Raw genomic sequence first — 22741 nt, 5'->3', positions numbered from 1 at the left:
TACATATAAATATCTTCATTGCCATTTCTTGTATCTACCCATACGATGTAATCACCTGATATGACCGGTTGATACTGATTTGCGGGATTATTAGTGATCCGGGTCTCTGTCCCTGTTGAGATATCATATAGATAGATGTCCCAATTACCATTTCTCTCATCATCAAAAACTATTCTGTTTCCTGAGACATCAGGAGATCCCTGCTCTGCCGGATCAGTAGTTACACGTGTCTCAACTCCAGTTGTGATGTCATACATATAAATATCATAATTGCCGTCTTTGTATTCTGACCAGACAATAATGTTGCCGGAGATTTTTGGAGTATATCTAAATCCTGATCCAACAATAACAGGAATTTCCTTATCAGAGTCAGCCGTCTCCATAGGGTCAAATGGGAAAGCATCATCCTGATTATTTACCCCGTCTCCATCAATGTCTAAATCACAAACATTCCCTATACCATCAAAATCAAAATCAAGTTGGTCAGTATTTGAAACATCCATACAGTTGTCGTCACAATTAACTTTATTTCCGCCTCTGCATGGATTTTCACCGTTTATTCCATTCCCGTCTATATCATCTAAAATGCCATCATTATCTGCATCTGCAAGCGTTAATGTGAACGTGGCTGTACAGTTTGCCTCCCCGATCATCGTTACTGAGCCGTCTGTGCAATCAGCATCTCCGCTCCAGCCTGCGAATGTTGAGCCTGTTGATGGTGTGGCTGTAAGCGTAACGACTGTGTTGCCATTAAATGCAGCTGATGCGCTCTCAGCAGAGTTTATACCTTCCGGTGAACTCGATACTGTGCCACTGCCGGTGCCTGCCTTGGTGTAATTCAGCGCATAGGCAAAAAAGATCCAGTTTGTGTTCCTGTTATTATCTAAACAGTTATTTGTACACAATATTTGATTGGCTGCGTTTGAATCAGCTACTCCCACATAAGATAAAGGCTGGGTTATATTAGTCACATTTAAATTCCAACTGTTGGCAGGAATTGTACTGCTTAAATTGACCTGATTACCTGAAGATCCGTTTAAGGCTATATTTGTAATTGCGTAAGCGCTTCCTGCATTGAAAACCAGATCTCCTCCCATAGTTGACGTTAAACTATTTGCTGTCATACCATCCTGCAATATCCAGCTTCCAGATACGTTATTGAATATAACATCATGGAAAGGAGCACCACCTGAAAGAATGGTGTTTCCGGCAGATCCTGATGTAAAGTTAACCGTAGATGTCCCCTTATCAAACTCACCGAAATTCTTCCAGTAAGTGCCTGAGATATTCCATGTAGAACTCCCGGCCACCAACTTATTTTTGATATCAGGTCTGTATGCAGTGCTGATTGCTTTAATAAAAACCCTGTTTACACTTATTGCCGCTGAACCGGCCCTGAATTCACCTCTCTTGTTCCCTACTCCGTCATCACCAATAACAAGAGCCTGTTTTAAATCCATAGCTGTATTGTAGACCGTATTATCCAAGGTAACTTTTTCGTCACCATAAAAAGCCCCGCTTACAAACGTGTTATTATCTACTTCCAGCTTTACTCCGGGGCCTAAAACAGCTACTGCGCCTTCTGCCGGATAAACAGGAATAGGAACTTCAGCCCATATAAACAATGAACCTTCATAATGTGCAGCCGTCACCCTTGCCCTGCCATTATGAACCATGTACTTAAACCCTGCTACAGTGATTCTGCCGCCGTTTGTTACGGAAACATGATCTCTGCTTTCATCGTTCACCATCATATAAAAAGCTGATTGTCCTGCCAATATGCCGCCGTCAATTACAATATCCCCGCCCCAATTGACCGCTATACGATAATATGAGTCCATGGTTAATTTTGGAATAGTTGCGTAACCTGCTATTTTTATAATTGAGAGTTTCTTATACACACGGAATTTCTCTCTGCTCGCAACTTCACCGTTTATCTCCAAGTTATAAAATCTGCTTAATCCAAATGTATTACTGTCGCTTGGAGTCTTAATTGTCTTACTGATTCCGGTCATAACAACAGTACTTCCGAGGTCAACACCACTCTGCTTATAACTAAAAGTCCCGGTTGATGAATCCCAGTTGCCGGCTACAGTAATCGTTGGCGTTCCAGTTGATGCATCAAGCGTGCCGTTGACTGTGAGATTCCCGCTGACTGTGAGGTTGTTGCCATTAAGATTTAATAGTCCGCCTGTGTTGATAGTGAGAGTGTTAATTGTTCTGGACAGATCTATGGTAGGGTCGTTAGTCACATCAGCGATTATCACATCATCGCTTTGTGAGGGAACGGTTTCAGTATTCCAGTTAGTTGCGGTGCCCCAATCAGTTGAAGCGCTTCCTGTCCATATGACAGTTGCGGCTTGCGTATTAACAGGCGGTAACAAAAGGACTACAAAAAAGATAAGAAGAAATGATATTTTTACTGACATGATTTTTTCCTATTTAAACTTCAGATTAATAATGTTCGATTAAATCGATTCTGAAGTTTAAATAGTTTGTAAGCTTATGTCAATAGTTTTTTTGTTCAGGCAGATATTTTAGCTATATTACCTGTATAACATCTCTTGCTGATTGACTATCCGATTATTTTTCTCAGATATAACAAACTTAGCGGAATATTATTTTCAGGTGGGGCAGTTTTTCTTTGATCGCCTCTTCTATGCATTTGGTATCGCAGGTTGTGCAGACGCCGGAACAGTGGATGGCTGCTTCATCGCCGTTAATGTCGCCTAACGCGAAATAGCCGTCATGTTTATCCATGAGCCATTGGAGGCTTTTTATGACCTCGGAGACTTCTCTTCTCGTCTTGTCAGCAGAAGTTTCTTCAGTCATCATATTCAAAGAAGTTGTTAACGGATCTTTTCAAACGCCTCTTTGGGCGCATTGCAGACAGGGCACTTCCAGTCGTCAGGAAGTGCCTCAAACGGTACAGCCTCAGCAGCGTTGTCATATTCATAACCGCAGATAGTGCATTTCCACATAGTTATTCTCCTGTGTACTAAAATTTCAAGTGATATTCTTTGACTTTTTTGGCAAACTCCCTGCCGAAGTCATAGCACTTCTTCTCATCTTCAGCATCAGGTTTGTAGTTGACCTGAATCCCCGGCTCAAAGACCTCAAGCCCCATCTTTCCGAATTCCTCATAAGCGTTCTTGACAGCGCCGCCGCCCCATCCAAAACTGCCGAAGGCTCCTGCAATACGGTTCTTGGGACGAAGGCCTCTAAGGTGAGTCAGAAATTCCGCCACCGAGGGATAGAGAATATTGTTAAGGGTAGGACTGCCGATAAGACAGCCGCGGGATTTCCAGAACTCTTTTATGGCGATGCTCATCGGTGTTGAGCGGAGTTTAATGACCTTGCAGTCAACACCCTCGTCCTGTATGCCCTGTGAGATAGGAAGCGTCATAGCGCTTGTGCTGTGCCACATCGTGTCAAAGATTATTGCTATGCTCAGGTCGGATTTTCCGTTTGCCATATCAAGATACATATTTAAAACTTTTCCGGGGCTCCGCCTCCAGATAATGCCGTGGTCAGGAGCGATCATGTCTATATCAAGCCCGAGTTTCTGAACCTCCGCGAGTTTGCTCTTGATAAGCGGCCCGAACGGCATTAATATATTCGCATAGTATTCTATAACCGAGTCTTCAAGTTCACTGGCAGACGCGCAGGTTGAGAAATCATCGTCAAATCTTGTCAATGAAGCAATATGCTGGCCGAATGCGTCCTGGCTGATAAGAAGCTTCGCCTCATTTACATAAGTCATCATGGAATCAGGCCAATGAAGCATCGGCGTCTCAAGAAAAGAGAGCGTGTATTTTCCCGTCTTCAGTGTATCGCCGGTCTTGACGATGTTAACCTTCCACTTTGAAATATCAAAATGCCTGCCCAGGCCCTTCCTGCCCTTATCGGTAATATAGATATTAGCGTCAGGAGTGAGTCTCATTATGTCGCCGAGAGAGCTCGCGTGATCAGGTTCAATATGATTGACAACAACATTAACGATCTTTGAAGGATCAACAACACTCTTTATGTTGTCAATTGTGGTGCCTGAATGGTCATGTTTTACAGTATCAACAAGCGTAACCTGTTCGTCATTTATGAGGTAGTTATTGTAGGAAGTGCCCCTCGGGGTAACATAGCCGTGGAAATCCCTGACGATCCAGTCAACTGCGCCTACCCAGAAAATATCCGGCTTGATCTCTATCGCCTTCACCGAACCTCCAAAAAATATTATTTTTTAATCAGGATAAAAAAATTAATCTTCAACAGTTATCTCTTTCTTTGCTTCCCACATCCCGTGCAGGTTGCAGCGCTCAACAGCCCTGAGTGTGCTTGTCCTGTGTTTTCCGGCCTTAACAAGCGTTACTGTTGCCTCAGCCTTTGAAAGGGCAGGGGTAAGCTCAACTCTTACATAAGTACTCTCGCCGGACTTCACCTCGATCCACTGTATATGATGCCCTTCTTCAGAGACGTGAGGTATCTCGCCGACCTTGATCTTTACCTGGAACGGCACTCCTGATTTGACCTTGTCAGGACACTCGATAACCGGTATGTGTTTCTTCTCTAATTCGGTCGGATTTGAGGCATCCTTTGGCTGGTTTATCCCGCAAAATATTCCTTTTTCAGACATGTTATCCTCCGTTAAATGATTTGAATTTACTCTAAGACTTTATCACAGATCATTCGATGCCGCAAACAGGCCGGTTATTCAATATATTAACGCTCGATTAAGCCTGACACTTTTCACACAATCCATAAAACTCAATATGATTGCCCAGGAGTTCAAAGCCCCTTTTCATTGAAGCAGGCAGTGACAGGTCAAAGTTCTTATGGATATCATAGATCACGTTACAGTTTTTACATATTATATGATGATGCGGCGACATATTAGGGTCATATCTCTTCTTTGCAGGGTCGATATTCAGTTCATTAATGCAATTACTCTTCTTCATCGCTTCAAGAGAGTTATAAACAGTAGCAAAAGACATGGTAGGGAAATTTTTCAAGACTATTTTATATATATCTTCAGCTGAAGGATGGCTGGTATTATCTCTAAGATAATCCAGTATAGCAAGCCTCTGCGGAGTTAATTTAATTCCTAAACACCTATATTTTTCCATATATTCCCTCCAAGAAAATATACTTGTTAATAATGATTCTAAGTAAGCGTATCACAGCCGAATTAATCAAGTCAAGCAATTGGAAATATTGAATAGCTTTTCTAATGAAAATTAAAATGGTTTATAATAAATTCGTGAAAAAAAGTGCTGTAAGGGTTCACATAACAGGTTTGGTCCAGGGTGTTTTTTTTCGTGCCGCAACAAAAGAGACTGCTGACAAGCTTGGACTGAAAGGATGGGTCAGGAACCTTCCTGATGGAAGTGTTGAAGCGGTCTTTGAGGGTGACCACAATAATGTTAAGAAGGCAGCACTGTGGTGTAAAGCCGGGCCGCCATCTGCCAGGGTATCTGATGTTGATGAGAAATGGACTGAATATGCCGGTGAGTTTGACGAATTTAAGATAAGGTACGGGTATTAAAAAATCAGACAATAATTTGCTATTCATGTATCTTCATGAATATACGATCCGATATCTGGGTTTGACTCAGATAAATGAGAAGGGGATAATAACGCCATGCCTATCACATTGTTGAAACAAAGAAATTCCGGCAGCGGTATAGACAGGGAACTCGCCCTTCTTTTATCCAGGTTAAGCGGGGACTCCATTTATGAACTGATGGAGCTGTCAAATCAGGCGCGGGTCAAAAATAGAGGGAACACGGTCGATCTCTGTTCTATCGTCAATGCCAAATCAGGCGGATGCTCCGAGGATTGCCACTTCTGTGCGCAGTCGGTACATAATAATACAGGAGTTGATAATTACCCTCTTTTTACTAAAAAACAACTCCTTGAATCAGCAGTCGCTGCCAAGAGGCTGGGTGTAAAACGCTTCTGCATCGTAACAAGCGGAAAAAGGCCCTCTGAAAAAGAGCTTGATGAGATATGCTACTTTGTTTATGAATTAAGAACCCTTGGACTGCTGCCTTGCGCCACACTGGGACTGCTCGATATATCAGCGCTGAGAAAGCTGAAGGAGGCAGGACTCCACAGATATCATCATAATCTTGAAACCTCGGAAGAGTTCTTCAGTGAGATATGCAGCACTCATACTTATTGGGATAAGATCAGGACCATACAGGCGGCAAAGACGCTCAAGCTTTCTGTATGCAGCGGCGGGATCTTCGGCCTTGGTGAAACATGGGAGGACAGGATAGATATGGCATTCGCCCTGAAAGACCTTGAGGTTGACTGCGTCCCGATAAACTTCCTTACTCCTGTCTCAGGAACACCTCTTGGAGATAATAATCCGATGACTCCTTCTGAAGCATTAAAGATCATAGCTATTTACAGGCTTATTCTCCCTGACCGCAGCATAAGAGTATGCGGCGGCAGGGACAAGACATTGAAGGATCTCCAGTCTTTCATATTTACCGCCGGAGCTGACGGCCTGCTGCTTGGGAATTATCTGACAACTGCAGGCAGAAATCCTGATGATGACATACGCATGATCAAGGATCTCGGGCTCAAAATATAATGTCCCGCAGCTCATATTACAGCATAAGGATGAGAGCTTCAAAGCAGGGGCATCATATCTCAGGAGCTGAAGGATTATACAAAAAAGAAGATATTGATAAGGTTGTAACAAAATATTCCACAAGGGCATTGTCTCATGAAAGAGGCAAGCCGGATGAAGTTCATATCAGCATTGATAAGGTCATGGGAAAACCTGTAACTATCCCGTCCTTGCCACTTTGCACCTTGAATACAGCAAACTCCCGTTCCGCAAAAAATGCAGCCGCTGATATTCTTTTCTCATCAGGAATATCTAAGAAGTCAGTTGCTGCTGCTTTTGACTTACTGACCTCAGGGGATGTCAGGGCAGGTGCATTCCTTCTCGATATGGATGGCCGGCAGTTGATGGGCAGCAGTAAAAGCATAAGAGCAAGCCGAATGGGTATCACTAATACCGCATTCAGGTCTTTATCATCAAGGCTCGGCAGGCTCGGCATAAACAACGCTACTGTCAGAGAGGCTCTCATATTGGCAAGCAAGGTTCAACATCATCCGGCAGTAATAGCGGAAATATGTATTTCAGATAACCCCGGCTACACTACCGGATACGTAACTGCCGCAGGCTATGGATATATTCGTCTGCCCCACTTCAAAAAGAAAGGCGCAGAGCATGGCGGGCGGGTGTTCTTTGTTGATGGCGGAAAAACTGAAGATCTGATTTCATATCTTCACGATCAGCCTGTTATAATAAATAAAATAATGCGCTGCCGGGGAATAGTCACGATAAGTGATATCCTGGGCTATCATTATATTTTATAAAGATAGAGAGGAGACGATATGGCTAAACCTGAAGAAATGTGGCAATGCCAGCAGCTTAATTGCGGATACATATATAATCCGGACAAAGGCGACAGAAAAGGAGGCATTCCTAAAGACACAAAGTTCGAGGATCTGCCTGATGATTGGAAGTGCCCGTCCTGCGGAGCAGGCAAGCATATGTTCAAGCCTCTCGCATAGGACTCTAATATTTTACGCTTCTTTTATTTTATTAAAACCATATGTATAATATTCACTTACGTCTCAAATAGTTATTCAGGCGCGTAGCTCAGGGGGAGAGCGCTACCTTGACACGGTAGAGGTCGGCGGTTCGATACCGCCCGTGCCTACCATTTAAAACAGGGCTTAGGAGAACCATCATAGAACCGCAGGAAGACAGCAAAGAGGCTTTAGAGATATGCCGCCACAGCACCTCGCATGTTATGGCGCACGCAGTTAAAGAACTCTTCCCGGATGCGATACTCGCAATAGGCCCCGCCATTGCTGACGGCTTTTACTATGACTTTGACTGCAGCCACTCCTTTACCGAAGAAGACTTTCCTCTGATCGAGAAGAAGATGAAGGAGATCATAAAGGAAAACAATCCGTTCAAGGTGAATGAGATGCCGAAGGATGAGGCCCTGAAATTATTCGCCGGAATGGGTGAGATATACAAGACTGAACTCATTGGAGAGATACCTGATGAAACTGTGACGGTCTATGAAGAGGGCGGCTTTCTTGATCTCTGCCGCGGGCCTCATGTCAGCTACACAAAAAAGATAAAAGCGTTCAAGCTCCTTTCTGTTGCAGGCGCGTACTGGCGCGGTGACGAAAAAAAGAAGATGCTGCAGAGGATCTACGGTACAGCTTTTTTTACAAAAGATGAACTGCAGAAACACCTCGACTTTCTTGAAGAGGTAAAGAAGCGGGACCACAGGCGTCTTGGAAAAGAGCTTGACCTCTTCAGTATGAATGACGATATAGGCGCCGGACTTGTCCTATGGCACCCGCGCGGGGCTTCCATAAGAAAGTCTATTGAAGATTTCTGGACAGCTGAGCACATCAGATCAGATTATAAAATTCTATATACTCCCCATATGGCAAAGCTTGATCTTTGGAAAAAGACCGGCCATGCTGATTTCTACAAAGAGAATATGTATTCGCCGATGGATATTGATAATCTTGAGTACGAGATAAAGCCGATGAACTGTCCTTTTCATGTTGCTGTCTTCAAGAGCCATCTCCGCAGCTACAGAGATCTGCCCATAAGATATGCGGAGCTTGGGACGGTATATCGTTATGAGCGCTCCGGCGTGCTTCACGGCCTGCTGAGGGTCAGGGGATTTACGCAGGATGATGCTCATATATTCTGCACGGAAGACCAGATTGAAGAAGAGGTGTTGAAGGTGCTGGAGTTCACTCTCTTCATACTTCAGACATTCGGTTTTACACATTACAGCATCTATCTATCCACAAGGCCTGAAAAATATGTTGGCGGAGAAGTTAGTTGGGAAAAATCCACTAATGCGTTAAAGAACGCTCTGACAGGCAAGGGAATTGACTATACCATTGACCCTGGCGAAGGGGTTTTTTACGGCCCGAAAATTGACATCAAGGTCAAAGATTCACTTGGCAGGGAATGGCAGTGCAGCACCATTCAGGTAGACTTCAACATACCGGAGAGGCTTGATGTTACTTACAGAAGTCCTGACAATAAGGATTGCAGGCCCATAATGATCCACCGCGCCCTGATGGGGTCGCTTGAGAGGTTCTTCGGCATATTGATAGAACACTATGCGGGCGCATTTCCATTGTGGCTCGCCCCTGTACAAGTCTCTGTACTGGTTATCTCTGAGAAGCATATTGAATATGGGAAGGCCATTCTTAAATCGCTGCTCAAAGAAGGTATAAGAGCAGACCTTGATGCTGAGAACGAAAAGATAGGTTATAAAATAAGAAGGGCCACTATGTTAAAAACACCGTATCTGTGTATAATAGGTGACAAAGAATTGGAAAACCAAACTGTAAATATAAGGAAAAGAACCGAAGAGGGATCTATTGAGATGCCGCTTGACAGGTTCTTGGCAACACTTAAAACGGAGGTGGATGATCACAGGTAATAAAGTAAGCAGAAAGGGCGCTGACTCAAAAGGTCTAAGGATCAACAGGCGGATTCGCGCAAGAGAACTGATGGTGATAGACAGCGACGGAACGCAGCTCGGAATATTAAGCGTGAATGAGGCGATGAAGATCGCGATTGACCAGGACCTTGACCTTGTTGAGGTTTCGCCGAACACAAATCCGCCGGTTTGCAAGATACTTGATTATGGCAAATATCTGTACCAGCTGAATAAAAAACATACGAAGCAGAAGACGATCACTTTAAAGGAGATCAAGGTCAGGCCTCAGACAAGCGAACATGACCTTGAATTTAAGATAAAGAACGCCAGGAAGTTCATTGAAGAAGGAAATAAGGTCAAAGTATCGATGATGTTCAGGGGCAGAGAGATAGTTTATGCATCCAAATTTTCAACGAACATCTTTGACCAGGTATGTTCAGCTCTGGCTGATATCGCAGTTATTGAGATGAGAGCAAAGATGGAAGGCCGCCGCATGATGCTGGTCCTTTCACCCAAATAATTTATTTTATACAGAAACCAAGGAGGAAGCTGTTTTGCCGAAAATAAAGACACACAGAGGGGCTGCAAAAAGACTCAGAAAGACAGGCACAGGCAAGTTTAAGAGAAACAAGGCGTTTGCCAGTCATATGATGACTTGTAAGAATGCCAAGACAAAGAAGAAGCTGAGACAGGGATGTATGGTTCATGATGCCAACCTTGACGCTGTTAGAAAGATGTTGCCTTACTAATTTCATAACCGCTGACAAGCAATGGTTTAATTGCCGGATTCTCATTATGCATCTGTCTTTTCATTCATGGATGTTATCTGTCACTTTTTCATAACTGTTGCCTGTTTAAAAAAATATATGTTTTGCTGTATAATAACCACTCAATATATATAACAAATAATATTTAAGCATATGCAGGAGGAAAAGATTCATGCCAAGAGCAAAAGGTGGTTTTAAAACCAACAGAAGAAGAAATAAAGTGCTCAAGATGGCCAAAGGCTATTACGGAGCAAGAAGCCGGCTGTTCAGGGTTGCCACGCAGGCCGTTGACAGGGCTTTACTGAACTCATATAAAGACAGGAGGCTCAAAAAGCGGGATTTCAGGTCTTTGTGGATAGTGCGAATAAATGCTGCAGTCAGGGCGTTGGGATCTACATACGGCCAGTTTATGAACAGCCTCAGGAAGCTTAATGTTCAGATGGACAGAAAAGTTCTTGCGGATATGGCCTATAATGACCCTAATTCTTTTTCCCGGCTTGTTGAGATGACCAAAAAAGCTGAATGACAAGTGAAACAGGTTCCATAAAGAATCTTGCCATTGAAGAAATTGAAAAAGCCGACACACTGAATGCCCTCCAGACCCTGAAGATAAAATATCTGGGAAAGAAGGGCATACTCACCGAAAAATTAAAAGCTATCAGTTCAGTCCCCAGTGAAGAAAGGCGCGAATATGGACGCGTCATCAATGAAACCAAGAATGCACTGGAAGAGCTTTTTACCAAGCTGGAAAACTCATTCAGCGCCCGGGAACTCGATAGAAAGCTGAAGAGTGAACGGATCGATGTGACCATCCCGGGCAATTATATCCCGTTTGGCCGTCTCCACCCGATTACCCAGGTTCTTGATTACATTGTAAATATATTTATCTCTCTCGGCTTCACTGTTGAAGAAGGGCCTGAGGTCGAGCTGGATTATTACAATTTCGAAGCGCTGAATATGCCTAAAGACCACCCTGCCAGGGATATGCAGGATACCTTTTATATCAGCGATGATGTTGTATTGAGAACACATACATCATCTGTACAGGTCCGGGTCATGGAAAAGAATGCTCCTCCGCTCAGGGTCATAGCGCCGGGAAAGGTCTACAGGTGTGATTCTGACGTAAGCCACATCCCCATGTTCCATCAGCTTGAAGGTTTTATGGTAGATAAAAATCTCCGGATGAGCGATCTCAAAGGAGTCCTTGAACTATTCATACATCGTGTATTCGGGCCGAATACAAAAGTGAGGCTGAGGCCGAGCTTCTTCCCCTTTACAGAGCCGAGCGCTGAGATTGATATCTCATGTGTAATGTGTAAAGGAAAAGGATGCAATGTGTGCAGCAATACCGGATGGATTGAGATACTCGGCGCAGGGATGATCAATCCGAAGGTTTATGAAAAGGCTGGTTATGACCCGAACAAATACACAGGTTTTGCTTTCGGAATGGGTATAGAGCGCGTTGCAATGCTCAAGTACAGCATTGATGACGTCCGCCTCTTTCCTGAGAATGATAAAAGGTTTTTAGAACAATTTTAAAACTATGAAAGCATCTTATAACTGGCTTAAAGAGTTTGTTGACTTCAATATTTCACCTGAAGAACTGGCGCATGCCATTACAATGGCAGGGCTGGAGGTCGAGGAGATAGAGAATGTTGAAGGTGATACAGTCTTTGACATAGGGATAACTCCTAACAGGCAGGACTGTCTGAGCATCAGGGGAATTGCCCGTGAGATATCTACAATTCTGGGACTCCCGCTAAAAGATATTTCCGTGAAGATCGAATATGAAGATGGAGAGGGGCCTGAAGTCAGTATAGAAGAGCCTGAGCTCTGTCATAGATATTCTTCACGCATTATAACCGGCATCAAGCCTGCTCCTTCTCCGGACTGGGTCGTCAAGAGGCTTGAGGCATGCGGCATCAGGCCTTCATCAAACATCGTTGATGTGACAAACTATGTCCTGCTGGAGATCGGCCAGCCGATGCATGCCTTTGATCTGGATAAACTGTCAGGAAGCAAGATAGTTGTTAAGAGGGCAGATGACGCTCATAAATTCACTACCCTTGATGACGAAGAGAGGCTGCTTCATAATGAGATATTGCTGATATGCGATGCCGATAAATCCGTTGCTGTCGCCGGCGTTATGGGAGGCAAGAACACAGAGGTCTCTGATTCAACATCCAGCATACTTCTTGAGAGCGCATATTTCAAACCCTCTTCGATCAGGAGAACATCAAAAAGGCTCGGCCTTCTGACTGAGTCGTCCTACAGGTTTGAGAGAGGGATTGATAAAGAAGCTGTAACGCTTGCACTGGACAGGGCAGCCCAGCTGATATCAGAACTCGCCGGAGGCAAGGTAACCAAGACAACAGATATCTACCCGACACAGTTCAAACCTGAAAATATATCGCTCACTTTTGAGAAGATAAACTCACTGATCGGCATTGATATTGAAGAAGCATTTGTTGAAAAGACACTTAAGAGTCTCGGTTTTGATCCGAAGATATCCGGCAATATGATCACTGTTACACCTCCAAGCTTCAGAGCTGATGTTAGCATGGATGTGGATATCATTGAGGAGATAGCAAGGCTATATGGATATGATAATATTCCATCAACTCTTCCTGTAATACAGATGAGCGTTGCTCCTGAACATCGCACTCGGGAGATTGTCACATCTCTGAAAACATCTTTTGTCAGATCCGGCTTTTATGAAGTTATTAATTACAGCTTTATCAGCCCGGACACCATTGAGAAGATAAAGCTCTCTTCTAATGATAAAAGGAGAGAACTGGTTTATATAAAGAACCCTTTAAGAAAAGAAGAATCAGCAATGAGGACTACTCTTGTTCCGGCGCTGCTGAATAATGTGAGCACTAATTTAAACCGCGGTGAGAAGATGATCAGGTTTTTTGAGATATCAAAGATCTTTCTCTCATCTCAGGATAAACTTCCTAATGAGATACTTCAGTTAGGAGCAGTTTTTCACAAAGAAAAGACCGCTTCGATATATGAGAACAGGCATGATGGTTTTTATGACATCAAGGGTCTCTTTGAAAATATTCTGACCGATTTAAATCTAAAGAATATATCTTTTGAGCAGGATACAACTGCGCCTGAGCCATACCTCCATCCCGGAAAATCATGCTCGATAATGATCGGGAATGAAAGGGTAGGGAGCATCGGCGTTCTCCATCCCGGAGTTGCAAAGGACTTTAATATAAAAGGCGACATAACTATTGCTGAACTGTATGACTTAAGCATGATACTTAATGCAGTTCCTTTAGGAATAATTTATAACCAGCTGCCAAAATTCCCTTATATCGAGAGAGATGCCGCATTGGTTGTGAATGATAATATAACCGTTTCTGATGTCAGAAAAGTGATATCGAATGTTGAATCAGACATAATCGACTCTGTAGCTCTCTTTGATATTTATAAGGGCAAACCTATCCCCAATGATAAAAAGAGCCTTGCCTTTGCTATCAGATACCGCTCTTCAAGCAAGACATTGACCGATGATGAGGTTGACAGGCTGCATGCCAGTATAGTCGAACTTCTAAAATCTGAACTTCAGGCTGAATTAAGAAGTTAATAGTCTTAAATCTGCATTATTTCATTCCCGGCTTGCCCCTCTTTAACAAAGACAGGTATTATTAGACCATGGACATTTCAAAGAGAATTCTTTCAGACCCTCTAAACAAATGGTTATTCGCACAGACGAAAAACCATTTGTATCTTGCTGGCGGGTATCTGCGTGATCTTATAATTGGCAGGACATCTAAGGACAGGGATTTTGTATTTAATGGTGATGCCGCAAAATTAGCAAAACAAGTGGCGAGAAGGTTCAATGGCACATTTGTTTTACTTAAGGAAGACCTGACATGCAGGATTGTACTAAAAGACAAGAATGTTGTAGATATCAATTATCTTACAGAGCCTATTGAAGACGACCTTGCCAGAAGAGATTTTACGATAAACGCAATCGCATGGTCTCCTGATCGTGGCCTATTAGACCCCTTTAACGGCATTAGTGATATAACACGAAATAGCATCAGGGTTATCAACCCATTAAATCTTAAAGCTGATCCTTTAAGGGTATTAAGGGCTTACAGGTTTTCAGCTCAATTGGGATACAAGATAACCACTGATACGAGAAATGAGCTTAAAAAATATGCAGAAGGCTTGAAATCCACAGCTCCTGAAAGGATCACAGATGAACTTATAAAGCTCTTGAATTATCCCAAGGCAGGCAACTACCTTCAGATATGTATTAATGATAATGTGTTAACTCACATCTTAAATATAAAGCTTGATAGTTTACTAAGCAATATCATCTACATAAAGAAGTTTGATAGTTTAAGTAATACTTTAAGTTTATATACTAACTACCTTCAGTCTATTATAAGCCAGGATATGACAAGGTCTGCCATGATCAGACTGGCATTACTACATGCTCAAAAAGGCACACAAGATCAACATTCTGATAATTTACTTAAGTTGAGCAGAGCAAATGCTGTTGCTTTAAAAAAGATCCTTGATGTTTATCATATCTCTTGCTCTTTAAGAATTGATCAACATGGATTATTTAGAGCGTTCAGCAAGGCTGGTAAAAACTCAATTGAGGCAGCTGTGTTAATTGGAATAACTAAGAGGCGTGATATATTGCCTTTGGTCAAAAAAGCAAAGGAGTTTATAAATATCAAAAAGAATCCATTACTGTCTGGTGACTTGGTTCAGGACATATTAGGTATAGGGCCTGGCCATAAAATAGGGGTTATTTTAGCCCAATTAGAAGAAGAACAATTCAGAGGTAATATTACATCAATTCATGAAGCAAAGAGATGGATAATGTCTAATTTAACATAATATAAATTATCAGACGTTAGGCGTAGCTGTCCTTTGTTAGAAAATTGTTGTTAATAAGGGTATCTCCTCTTATGAATCGGCTTCCATACTGGGGTTGCCTATGATTGCACAAGATTTAGGCATATAAAATATACTTGTAATACAATAGGTTGAATATATAATTTGTGCCTGATAACAGATCAATTTGAAGTCGTTACTAATTATGACACTATGGGCAGATTCTGTAAGTTGCAGTAGTATATTAAGTGATATATTAAATAGTTGAGGTTGTTCACTTAACTACTCCATTAAGTAAGTATGTATATGTTCTTTATTTATAAACATTTCCATATGAGAGGATGACCTGTTATATGTCTTTATATTTTTCCCCATATAATGAATGCTGCATTACTTCAAGAATCCTTATTCTGGCAAAATTCCCGATATCGCCTTTATCCCCAAAATAGTTTACGATCTGGTTCTTAGTCGTCCGTCCTGTAAGTTTAGCAGCGTCACCCTTACTGAAGCCCTCTGTGAGTATCTCGACTATCTCGCCTTTCAGGTTTTTATTCTTCTCTGATATTATTGACTCCTGAAGTTCCTGTATCTGAGAAAGTCTTTCAGATTTCAAATTTTCATCAATGTGGCCTTGCAGTTCAATTGCCTTGGTGCCGGGACGCTTTGAATATTTAAACGCAAATATGCCGTCAAACCCAATTGCTTCAAGTGCTTTCATAGTCATATTAAAGTCCTCATCAGTCTCACCAGGGAAGCCGGCAATAATATCAGTAGTTATTGCCATATCAGGTACATTTGACCTTATCTTCTCGATTTTTTGCATGTAATCATCAAAAGTGTAACCTCTGTTCATCAGCTTAAGTATCTTGTCTGAGCCGGCCTGAAGTGGTAAATGAATATGTTCACAAATTTTGGGCATATCTCTCATTACAGTTATGAGATGTTCAGAAAGGTCTTTCGGGTGAGAAGTCACAAACCTGATCCTTTCAATCCCATTTATTAAATGTATTTTTTCAAGAAGTTCCGGAAACCCTGATCTTACTGAAATGTTTTTTCCGTAAGAGTTCACATTCTGGCCAAGCAATGTAACCTCTTTATACCCCTCTTCAGAAAGCGCCTTGATCTCATTAACTATATCTTCAGCCGGCCTGCTCCTCTCCCTTCCGCGTGTATAGGGCACGACACAATACGCGCAATAATTATCGCATCCGTACATAATCGATACCCACGCCCTCACCCCACCTTCCCTCTTCATTGGAAGATACTTCAGGTGATATTCAGGATTGTCTTTAACAGATGTCCTGCCTTCTCCTGTATCTATCCATTCCTGAAGACTGTCGATATTATCAGGGCCGAATACATAATCAACATAGGGAAATCTTTTTATGATACTTTCACCTTCCTGTCTTGCAATGCATCCGGCAACGGCTATTCTAAGTTTTGCATTATTCTTTTTTGCATCCTTGAGCCTGCCGAGCTCACTGAAGAACTTCTGCTCTGCCTTCTCCCTGATACTGCAGGTGTTAAGGACTATTACATCAGCCTGACTTCCGCTCTCAGATTCTCCGTAACCGGATTCCATAAAGATGCCTGCTATCTTTTCAGAATCATTAACATTCATCTGACAGCCAAAAGTTTTAAGATAAAATTTCATTTTCAACAGATATCTCCAATGTAGAAAGTAGTTATAATATTTTAATTGATTGGGGCTATCATTTGCCAAAGAAGGGATTTTACCACACTTAAAAAAAGAGACGGGAATGAGATTTTAATTAAGTATAAATTCTTATAAACCAGTCATGAAGTAACGTCTCTGAAACCAGAGCGCTACATTCACCAGCCCGATCATCACAGGCACTTCCACGAGCGGCCCGATGACTGCCGCAAACGCCGCCCCGGAATTAATGCCGAAGACAGCGATAGCTACCGCGATGGCCAGCTCAAAATTGTTGCTTGCAGCGGTAAAGGCGAGGGTTGTGGTCTTGGAATAATCTGCGCCGACCTTTTTCCCCATATAAAAAGAGACAAGGAACATCAGTATGAAGTAGAGCATAAGGGGAATGGCGATACGCACCACATCCATCGGGATCTGGACAATAAGGTTCCCTTTTAAACAGAACATGACCACAATTGTGAAAAGCAGCGCGATCAGGGTAACGGGGCTGACCTTCGGGATGAAATGAGTTTGATACCATCCCTTCCCCCTTGCCTTTATCAATATGAACCGCGTGAGCATTCCCGCGATGAACGGGATGCCAAGATAGATTAAAACGCTTTTTGCGATCTCTCCCATACTTACCTGTACGATGCCCCCTTTGAGTCCGAAGAGAGGCGGCAGCACCGTGATGAAGACCCAGGCGTAGACGCTGTAGAAAAGCACCTGAAAGACACTGTTAAAAGCAACAAGTCCGGCAGCGTATTCAGTGTTACCCTTTGCGATCTCATTCCATACGATGACCATGGCTATGCAGCGCGCAAGGCCGATCATGATCAGTCCAACCATATATTCAGGATAGTTATGGAGAAAGATTATCGCCAGAAGAAACATAAGTATTGGGCCGACGATCCAGTTTTGTATAAGAGAAAGTCCGAGCACTTTCTTATCGCTAAACACATCCCCTAATTCCTCATATCTCACCTTGGCAAAGGGCGGATACATCATAAGGATCAATCCGGCGGCTATGGGAATATTTGTAGTGCCCGACTGAAAGCTGTTTATCAATCCCTCAACGCCGGGGACAAAGTAGCCGAGGCCCACACCAAGCGCCATTGCAGTGAATATCCAGACAGTGAGATACCTGTCTATGAAAGAAAGCCTCTTTACTCTTTGTTCAGCCATATTGTTATAGCCTCTTTCTGATTTTTAAATACTCTTGCCTCACAGGCAATCTCATCTCTTTCAGGCTATTACTTTGCCTTCGGAAAGCATGCACTTGACTGTAATAATTTCATTTTCCAAGCGGATCTAAAAATAATTTAAAAAATTACCGCTGCCTTTATTACTTGATTCAGCCCCTTTATCTCCTCCTGCATCATCGGGAACTGGAGCACCGGTAGATTGAATTTATTCTGTATCTCTCTGAGATACCGCATCTGCATCCGCAGCCTGTTTTTGAAGAAATCATTCACGCATACTTCTTCGGGAAGCACCATGTTTGCGACCACAAGCTGCGTCTCTATCCCGGCATTCTTGAGATCGATCATGGCGCGGTATGACTCAATGATCGGAGTTGATTCAGGATAGAGTACGAGGCAGAAGACCGTCTGCTTCGGGTTGCGCAGCAGCTCGATGATCTTTTGGAACCTGTTCTCTGTCTCTCTTTTTGTTTTGGCGCCTTCTGTCGTGTCTATCATCATCTCCGCCTGTTTCGCATAATCAAACGGGAGGTCGAGGAGTCTCAGCGTGTGCCCTGTCGGCGCCGTATCAAAGACAATTACATCATAGGCGCTGCTTTCAATGAAGCGGATGAATTTGTCGAATGCCGCCATCTCCGCAATGCAGGGAGAATTAAGCTCCTCCTCCATTGCGGCTAACATGTCATCGGAATATTTTCCTCGCGTTTCTTCTATAATTCTCTCCTTGTATTCAATAAAGGCCTTGTCCTGGTCGATCATTACGCCAAAAAGGTTCTCCGTAATTTTCGTCGATTCATCATTTATCTTTACATCAAACACCTCTCCGATATGCGCCGCAGGGTCTGTTGTTACAATGAGAGTTTTCAATCCTTTTTGCGCAGTGTAAACGGCAGTGACGCATGATATGGTTGTCTTGCCCACTCCGCCTTTGCCGGTAAAGAAGATGGCCTTTGTGCCACCAGAAGGAAGCAAGAGCTTCTCAATATCCGGTTTTCCTGATGGAAGGATACTTTTTTCTGTCTTCAGTCTGGTGTCTTCTGTCTTGTGCTTTTTAATCCAGAACCTCTGACCTTCAACCCCTTCTTTAAACAATTCCATTGCCACACCTTTGAGAGCATCTATTCCCTTCACTTCATTATCCCTCAACAGCATATATCGTTTTATCTTCTCTATTGCAGTTTCCGTTTTTTTGATTATTTTCTGCTGTGCCTCGTATTTCTTCCTGAAAAATTCAATCTCACAGACCTCTTCAGGCAATATGCCATTAATAATGATCTCCCCTGAATTAATGCCGATGGTCTCAAGCTCCTTTGATGCCCTTAATGTTTCATAAAGAGAGAGTTCTTCAGGCCGCATGACAAAGATGAAGTCGGTGCGTTCAGTATCTTTGAGAAGGGATGTTGCGCGGTCATACTTATCTTTGGAATCCTGTAACGACTGCACGGGGCCGAGGCAGGTCTGGCCGCTGCCCTGTGCGGATTCCTCGATATGCTTTGACCAGTCAACGGGAAGTTCGAGCAATCTGATGGTATGTCCTGTCGGGGCAGTGTCGAATATGATGATCTCATATTCATCCGTCCCCATGAAATCAATGAACCTGTCAAAGGCCGCCATCTCTGTTGTGCAGGGCCCGCTCAGGTTTTCTTCGAGAGATGTAATCACGTCATCAGGCATTATCTCACGGAAGGGGCCGATGATCCGCTCTTGGTATTCTTTTGTTGCCTCATCTGGATCTATCTCCATGGCATGGAGGTTACCAATGCCGCTAATCGGCGTTTCCTTATGCCCTATCTCCTGCTCGAATACATCGGCGAGATTGGAGGCGGGATCGGTTGTGACGATCAGTGTCTTTCTTCCATGTAATGCGTAATGAATGGCGGTCGCGCAAGCCATTGTCGTCTTGCCGACACCGCCTTTGCCGGAAAAGAATATGTATTTGGTCATTTATATTCCTTTAACTGATTACTGTCAGCGGCCTATTCTTAAAAGTTTTGATTCCAAGTTTACTGCATATGTCTTCATAACACGGATATTCGCCGGTCTTGAATACTTCTCCGTTAACCATCGTGACCGGTAATACATTCTTGCTTTTCTTATGAAGCAGCTCTGCGACCTTTTTATTAGCCATAAATTCCTTTGGCTGCTGAGCAAGGTTGTACCGCTGAACTTCAACACCCTGTTTAATTAACGCCAGCACGGTTTCATTCATCTTTATTAGAAGAGGGTCAACGCCTGGCCCGCATAATCCTGATGAACAGCACATGGCAGGATCAAATATTTCTATTTTCATTTTACTCCCTCCCTTCTCGTCCGATAAAATGTTTAGCTATTCACAGCATTTATTTTTCACTGCCAGAACTTTTTCAAGTCTACTGATGTTTTTTCTCATTGTCTCACTAGGAATTCTATCAAGGACAGAGAGAACAAGAAACCTTCCGAACAGGTCTGAATCATTTATGCTGTAGTGGACCCACTTGCCCTGCTTCCTGTCTATTATGATTCCGGCCTCTTTCAGCACATTCAAATGAAATGATATCTTCGGCTGTGACACCTGAAGAGTTTCAGTAATGTCACAAACGCATATTTCACCCTCTTTCATCAAAGAGATAATGTTGAGACGGGTTTCATCAGATAGTGCTTTGAGTATTTGTATGGTTTCCTGCATCCACACCCCTTCATATCAATTGTTATTTATATGATAATTACAATTATTTGATATTGTCAATAGGCTGCTATTATAATTATAATGATTAAATCAATAGCATTCTATATGAGATTACAATTGATGAGGGTTTGTTAACTTGCCGGAACGGGGAATGTTAAGGAATAAGTTTGGGATGTTTAAGGATATTCTTTTTATATGCTTCAGTTAAAGCCTCTTTATTTTTCCTTGTTAACATTTTTATCTTTCTTTCAGCATTGAGCGCGTTTTTAAAATATACATATTCTTTTGAATAAACCAATGTAACAGGTGATTTGCCTTTTAAATATTTTGCTCCGTCACCTTTGTTATGTAATTTGATCCGGTTTTCCAAATTATTTGTGTAGCCGGTATAATAAGTGCCATTTTTACACGTGACGATATATACATGAAAACTGCTTTTTCTTTTTATCTTTCTATTCATGTTTGAATTAAGAAGGACGGATACAGTTTATGACCTGGGAAGTGAGACAACGATCTTTGTGTCTTCATTCAGCCTGCTCTTGATGCTTATATAACCGCCGTGCAGCAGAACTATCTGTTTGACTATAGACAGCCCGAGCCCGGTGCCTCCGATTTTTCTGGAACGTGATTTATCAGCCATATAAAATCTCTCAAAAACTCTCCAGAGACATTCCTCCGATATGCCGATCCCGTCATCCTCAATATCAATAATGATCTCTTTTTCTTTTTCAATAAGGAAGAGTATGGCTGTTCCATTTTTCTTGCCATACTTAATAGAATTATCCAGCAGGTTCTGCAAAACCACCTTGATTTTGAACCTGTCAGCATTTATCCTGAAGTCTTCCCCCTTTGTATGAAGCTCTATGGTGCCTCCTTTCTCAGAAAAAGCCACAGTAAAGCCTGCTATAACCTCAGCAGCAAGTTCTTTCAAGTCAAATTCGCTCTTCTCGATCTTCTTGGTTCCGAGTTCCAGTTCGGAAAGGTTAAGGAGATCATTGGTAAGGTTAGATAAGCTCTCCGCGTTCTTCTTGATGATAGAAAGAAACCTATCGGCTTTTTCAGGGTCTTTAAGAGCTCCGTTCTGCAGGGTTTCGACAAACCCAAGTATTGATGTCAGGGGTGTCTTGATCTCATGGGATACATTTGCAATAAAATCAGATTTAATTTTATCCATCTTGCTCAGATACGACACTTTGGCTTCGAGTTCCTGTGCAAGAATATTTAATGCATCATGAGCCTTCTTAAGCTCTTCTTCAGAAGATTTTTTTTTAGTGCTCATTACCGGTTAACGCAGGTTTCTAAGGCAAAATTGGAGAGATGTAAGGTTTTATCTATAAATAACATGCCAAAAACTATAAATTATCCTTAAAGCTGTATCCCAAACCTCGTACGGTTTCAATATAATCTCTGGCTGTCCCGAGTTTTTTTCTTAAGGTCTTTATATGGTTGTCGACCGACCTGTCATAGCTGTCTGAACTGTAATTAAAAACATCAGCAACTATTTTGTCTCTGGTTAATACGACGCCGGGCCTTTGTGTCATATAAGCAAGAAGTTTAAATTCTGTATAGGTCAGATGTACCGGATTGCCCAAAACAGTTGCCTTGTGTTTCAAGGTGTCAATAGCTATATCCCGGGTTTTAATTTTCTTAAGCATGGGAGATTTCAACCTTCTGAGCACAGCCCTTATCCTTGCAATAAGTTCCTTAGGGCTGAATGGTTTAGTAACATAATCGTCAGCGCCAATTTCAAAACCGACTATCTTATCTGCCTCCTGCGATTTTGCAGTAAGCATGATAATAGGCAGATGAGAAGTGTCCTCATTATTCCTGATGGAGCTGCAAACCTCAAAACCATCCAGTCCGGGCAGCATCAGGTCAAGAATAACCAGGTTCAGATGTTCTGTTTTTAACAGTTCAAGCGCGTCTTCTCCGTTTGATGAAGATACAACCTTAAAACCTTCCTTTTCAAGGTTGTATGTGATCATCTCTACAATATCAGCATCATCTTCTATAATGAGTATCTTTTCGTTCGGCATGGCAGCATTATTCGAATAGAAAATATAATAATGAATGAC

General features: G+C 42.5%; 25 protein-coding genes and 1 tRNA gene. 12 read left to right on the top strand and 14 right to left on the bottom strand.

What is annotated here, in order from left to right; translation table 11 throughout:
- The 6 genes from HY807_11600 to HY807_11575 form a co-directional block, all read right to left on the bottom strand.
- Positions 1-2429, bottom strand: a 2429-nt coding sequence (locus HY807_11600; GenBank protein ID MBI4827042.1) for a hypothetical protein, incomplete at its 3' end; no start/stop codon positions are given.
- Positions 2430-2607: 178 nt separating this feature from the next.
- Entirely contained in the window at positions 2608-2835 is a 228-nt protein-coding gene (locus tag HY807_11595) for a hypothetical protein (protein ID MBI4827041.1), read from the bottom strand.
- 14 nt (positions 2836-2849) lie between these two features.
- The gene (locus tag HY807_11590; protein MBI4827040.1) at positions 2850-2987 is read right to left on the bottom strand and encodes a rubredoxin; all 138 of its coding nucleotides are present in this window, start codon (positions 2985-2987) and stop codon (positions 2850-2852) included.
- Positions 2988-2998: 11 nt separating this feature from the next.
- On the bottom strand, positions 2999-4213 hold the full coding sequence (locus HY807_11585; protein ID MBI4827039.1) for an FprA family A-type flavoprotein: 1215 nt from the start codon (positions 4211-4213) through the stop codon (positions 2999-3001).
- A gap of 42 nt (positions 4214-4255) precedes the next feature.
- The gene (locus HY807_11580) at positions 4256-4630 is read right to left on the bottom strand and encodes a class II SORL domain-containing protein (protein ID MBI4827038.1); all 375 of its coding nucleotides are present in this window, start codon (positions 4628-4630) and stop codon (positions 4256-4258) included.
- A 97-nt stretch (positions 4631-4727) separates the two neighbouring features.
- Positions 4728-5120 carry a transcriptional repressor gene (locus HY807_11575; protein ID MBI4827037.1) on the bottom strand — a complete coding sequence of 131 codons (393 nt, stop codon included), beginning with the start codon at positions 5118-5120 and terminating at the stop codon, positions 4728-4730.
- A gap of 116 nt (positions 5121-5236) precedes the next feature.
- Between HY807_11575 and HY807_11570 the strand changes: the two genes are divergently transcribed.
- The 12 genes from HY807_11570 to HY807_11515 all read left to right on the top strand — a co-directional run bounded on the left by HY807_11570 (position 5237) and on the right by HY807_11515 (position 15148).
- Positions 5237-5539 carry an acylphosphatase gene (locus HY807_11570; protein MBI4827036.1) on the top strand — a complete coding sequence of 101 codons (303 nt, stop codon included), beginning with the start codon at positions 5237-5239 and terminating at the stop codon, positions 5537-5539.
- 96 nt (positions 5540-5635) lie between these two features.
- A complete protein-coding gene (bioB, locus tag HY807_11565; GenBank protein ID MBI4827035.1) occupies positions 5636-6595 on the top strand; it encodes a biotin synthase BioB in 960 nt (319 codons plus the stop codon).
- Entirely contained in the window at positions 6595-7392 is a 798-nt protein-coding gene (locus tag HY807_11560; GenBank protein ID MBI4827034.1) for a 6-carboxyhexanoate--CoA ligase, read from the top strand. The genes bioB and HY807_11560 overlap by 1 nt, the downstream gene beginning before the upstream one ends.
- Positions 7393-7410: 18 nt before the next feature.
- Positions 7411-7590 carry a rubredoxin gene (locus HY807_11555; protein MBI4827033.1) on the top strand — a complete coding sequence of 60 codons (180 nt, stop codon included), beginning with the start codon at positions 7411-7413 and terminating at the stop codon, positions 7588-7590.
- Positions 7591-7667: 77 nt separating this feature from the next.
- Positions 7668-7742, top strand: a tRNA-Val gene (locus tag HY807_11550).
- Positions 7743-7766: 24 nt separating this feature from the next.
- The gene (gene thrS, locus HY807_11545; protein MBI4827032.1) at positions 7767-9509 is read left to right on the top strand and encodes a threonine--tRNA ligase; all 1743 of its coding nucleotides are present in this window, start codon (positions 7767-7769) and stop codon (positions 9507-9509) included.
- Complete coding sequence (locus HY807_11540; protein ID MBI4827031.1) at positions 9496-10029, top strand: translation initiation factor IF-3; 534 nt, start codon at positions 9496-9498, stop codon at positions 10027-10029. Before thrS ends, HY807_11540 begins: the two co-directional genes overlap by 14 nt.
- Positions 10030-10063: 34 nt before the next feature.
- Positions 10064-10258 (top strand): 50S ribosomal protein L35, encoded by a 195-nt coding sequence (gene rpmI / locus HY807_11535; GenBank protein MBI4827030.1) that lies wholly within the window; start codon positions 10064-10066, stop codon positions 10256-10258.
- 190 nt (positions 10259-10448) lie between these two features.
- Entirely contained in the window at positions 10449-10802 is a 354-nt protein-coding gene (rplT, locus tag HY807_11530) for a 50S ribosomal protein L20 (protein ID MBI4827029.1), read from the top strand.
- Positions 10799-11815, top strand: a complete 1017-nt coding sequence (gene pheS, locus HY807_11525; protein ID MBI4827028.1) for a phenylalanine--tRNA ligase subunit alpha — start codon at positions 10799-10801, stop codon at positions 11813-11815. The genes rplT and pheS overlap by 4 nt, the downstream gene beginning before the upstream one ends.
- A 4-nt stretch (positions 11816-11819) precedes the next feature.
- Complete coding sequence (locus HY807_11520) at positions 11820-13874, top strand: phenylalanine--tRNA ligase subunit beta (GenBank protein MBI4827027.1); 2055 nt, start codon at positions 11820-11822, stop codon at positions 13872-13874.
- Positions 13875-13942: 68 nt separating this feature from the next.
- Positions 13943-15148, top strand: a complete 1206-nt coding sequence (locus HY807_11515; GenBank protein MBI4827026.1) for a CCA tRNA nucleotidyltransferase — start codon at positions 13943-13945, stop codon at positions 15146-15148.
- 346 nt (positions 15149-15494) lie between these two features.
- Here HY807_11515 and miaB read toward each other — a convergent pair whose 3' ends face one another.
- The 8 genes from miaB to HY807_11475 all read right to left on the bottom strand — a co-directional run bounded on the left by miaB (position 15495) and on the right by HY807_11475 (position 22702).
- Positions 15495-16799 carry a tRNA (N6-isopentenyl adenosine(37)-C2)-methylthiotransferase MiaB gene (gene miaB / locus HY807_11510; GenBank protein MBI4827025.1) on the bottom strand — a complete coding sequence of 435 codons (1305 nt, stop codon included), beginning with the start codon at positions 16797-16799 and terminating at the stop codon, positions 15495-15497.
- A 132-nt stretch (positions 16800-16931) separates the two neighbouring features.
- Entirely contained in the window at positions 16932-17984 is a 1053-nt protein-coding gene (arsB, locus tag HY807_11505) for an ACR3 family arsenite efflux transporter (GenBank protein MBI4827024.1), read from the bottom strand.
- Between the two features lie 137 nt (positions 17985-18121).
- Positions 18122-19945, bottom strand: coding sequence for a TRC40/GET3/ArsA family transport-energizing ATPase (locus HY807_11500; GenBank protein MBI4827023.1), 1824 nt, complete (start codon positions 19943-19945; stop codon positions 18122-18124).
- Positions 19946-19955: 10 nt separating this feature from the next.
- Positions 19956-20291: an arsenite efflux transporter metallochaperone ArsD gene (arsD, locus tag HY807_11495; protein ID MBI4827022.1), complete on the bottom strand. Its 336-nt coding sequence runs from the start codon at positions 20289-20291 to the stop codon at positions 19956-19958.
- A 36-nt stretch (positions 20292-20327) separates the two neighbouring features.
- Positions 20328-20666, bottom strand: a complete 339-nt coding sequence (locus tag HY807_11490; GenBank protein ID MBI4827021.1) for a metalloregulator ArsR/SmtB family transcription factor — start codon at positions 20664-20666, stop codon at positions 20328-20330.
- A gap of 154 nt (positions 20667-20820) precedes the next feature.
- Entirely contained in the window at positions 20821-21126 is a 306-nt protein-coding gene (locus tag HY807_11485) for a GIY-YIG nuclease family protein (GenBank protein ID MBI4827020.1), read from the bottom strand.
- A gap of 27 nt (positions 21127-21153) precedes the next feature.
- Complete coding sequence (locus tag HY807_11480; protein MBI4827019.1) at positions 21154-21945, bottom strand: hypothetical protein; 792 nt, start codon at positions 21943-21945, stop codon at positions 21154-21156.
- A gap of 73 nt (positions 21946-22018) precedes the next feature.
- Positions 22019-22702 carry a response regulator transcription factor gene (locus tag HY807_11475; protein ID MBI4827018.1) on the bottom strand — a complete coding sequence of 228 codons (684 nt, stop codon included), beginning with the start codon at positions 22700-22702 and terminating at the stop codon, positions 22019-22021.
- Between the last annotated feature and the right edge of the window lie 39 nt (positions 22703-22741).

Source organism: Nitrospirota bacterium, from assembly GCA_016207885.1.
GTDB lineage: Bacteria > Nitrospirota > Thermodesulfovibrionia > UBA6902 > UBA6902 > JACQZG01.
The sequence above is the reverse complement of the archived record's forward strand: the minus strand, read 5'-3'. Positions and strand labels throughout refer to the sequence as shown.

What these genes read in the sequence shown, in the direction of transcription:
- HY807_11500 (MBI4827023.1), bottom strand. Translation starts at nt 19,945, where the DNA reads ATGACCAAATACATATTCTTTTCCGGCAAAGGCGGTGTCGGCAAGACG.
- bioB (MBI4827035.1), top strand. Translation starts at nt 5,636, where the DNA reads ATGCCTATCACATTGTTGAAACAAAGAAATTCCGGCAGCGGTATAGAC.
- HY807_11580 (MBI4827038.1), bottom strand. Translation starts at nt 4,630, where the DNA reads ATGTCTGAAAAAGGAATATTTTGCGGGATAAACCAGCCAAAGGATGCC.
- HY807_11570 (MBI4827036.1), top strand. Translation starts at nt 5,237, where the DNA reads ATGGTTTATAATAAATTCGTGAAAAAAAGTGCTGTAAGGGTTCACATA.
- HY807_11540 (MBI4827031.1), top strand. Translation starts at nt 9,496, where the DNA reads ATGATCACAGGTAATAAAGTAAGCAGAAAGGGCGCTGACTCAAAAGGT.
- HY807_11520 (MBI4827027.1), top strand. Translation starts at nt 11,820, where the DNA reads ATGAAAGCATCTTATAACTGGCTTAAAGAGTTTGTTGACTTCAATATT.
- HY807_11480 (MBI4827019.1), bottom strand. Translation starts at nt 21,945, where the DNA reads ATGAGCACTAAAAAAAAATCTTCTGAAGAAGAGCTTAAGAAGGCTCAT.
- HY807_11595 (MBI4827041.1), bottom strand. Translation starts at nt 2,835, where the DNA reads ATGATGACTGAAGAAACTTCTGCTGACAAGACGAGAAGAGAAGTCTCC.
- HY807_11475 (MBI4827018.1), bottom strand. Translation starts at nt 22,702, where the DNA reads ATGCCGAACGAAAAGATACTCATTATAGAAGATGATGCTGATATTGTA.
- rplT (MBI4827029.1), top strand. Translation starts at nt 10,449, where the DNA reads ATGCCAAGAGCAAAAGGTGGTTTTAAAACCAACAGAAGAAGAAATAAA.
- miaB (MBI4827025.1), bottom strand. Translation starts at nt 16,799, where the DNA reads ATGAAATTTTATCTTAAAACTTTTGGCTGTCAGATGAATGTTAATGAT.
- HY807_11555 (MBI4827033.1), top strand. Translation starts at nt 7,411, where the DNA reads ATGGCTAAACCTGAAGAAATGTGGCAATGCCAGCAGCTTAATTGCGGA.
- arsB (MBI4827024.1), bottom strand. Translation starts at nt 17,984, where the DNA reads ATGGCTGAACAAAGAGTAAAGAGGCTTTCTTTCATAGACAGGTATCTC.
- HY807_11515 (MBI4827026.1), top strand. Translation starts at nt 13,943, where the DNA reads ATGGACATTTCAAAGAGAATTCTTTCAGACCCTCTAAACAAATGGTTA.
- HY807_11490 (MBI4827021.1), bottom strand. Translation starts at nt 20,666, where the DNA reads ATGCAGGAAACCATACAAATACTCAAAGCACTATCTGATGAAACCCGT.
- HY807_11560 (MBI4827034.1), top strand. Translation starts at nt 6,595, where the DNA reads ATGTCCCGCAGCTCATATTACAGCATAAGGATGAGAGCTTCAAAGCAG.
- pheS (MBI4827028.1), top strand. Translation starts at nt 10,799, where the DNA reads ATGACAAGTGAAACAGGTTCCATAAAGAATCTTGCCATTGAAGAAATT.
- HY807_11485 (MBI4827020.1), bottom strand. Translation starts at nt 21,126, where the DNA reads ATGAATAGAAAGATAAAAAGAAAAAGCAGTTTTCATGTATATATCGTC.
- HY807_11575 (MBI4827037.1), bottom strand. Translation starts at nt 5,120, where the DNA reads ATGGAAAAATATAGGTGTTTAGGAATTAAATTAACTCCGCAGAGGCTT.
- arsD (MBI4827022.1), bottom strand. Translation starts at nt 20,291, where the DNA reads ATGAAAATAGAAATATTTGATCCTGCCATGTGCTGTTCATCAGGATTA.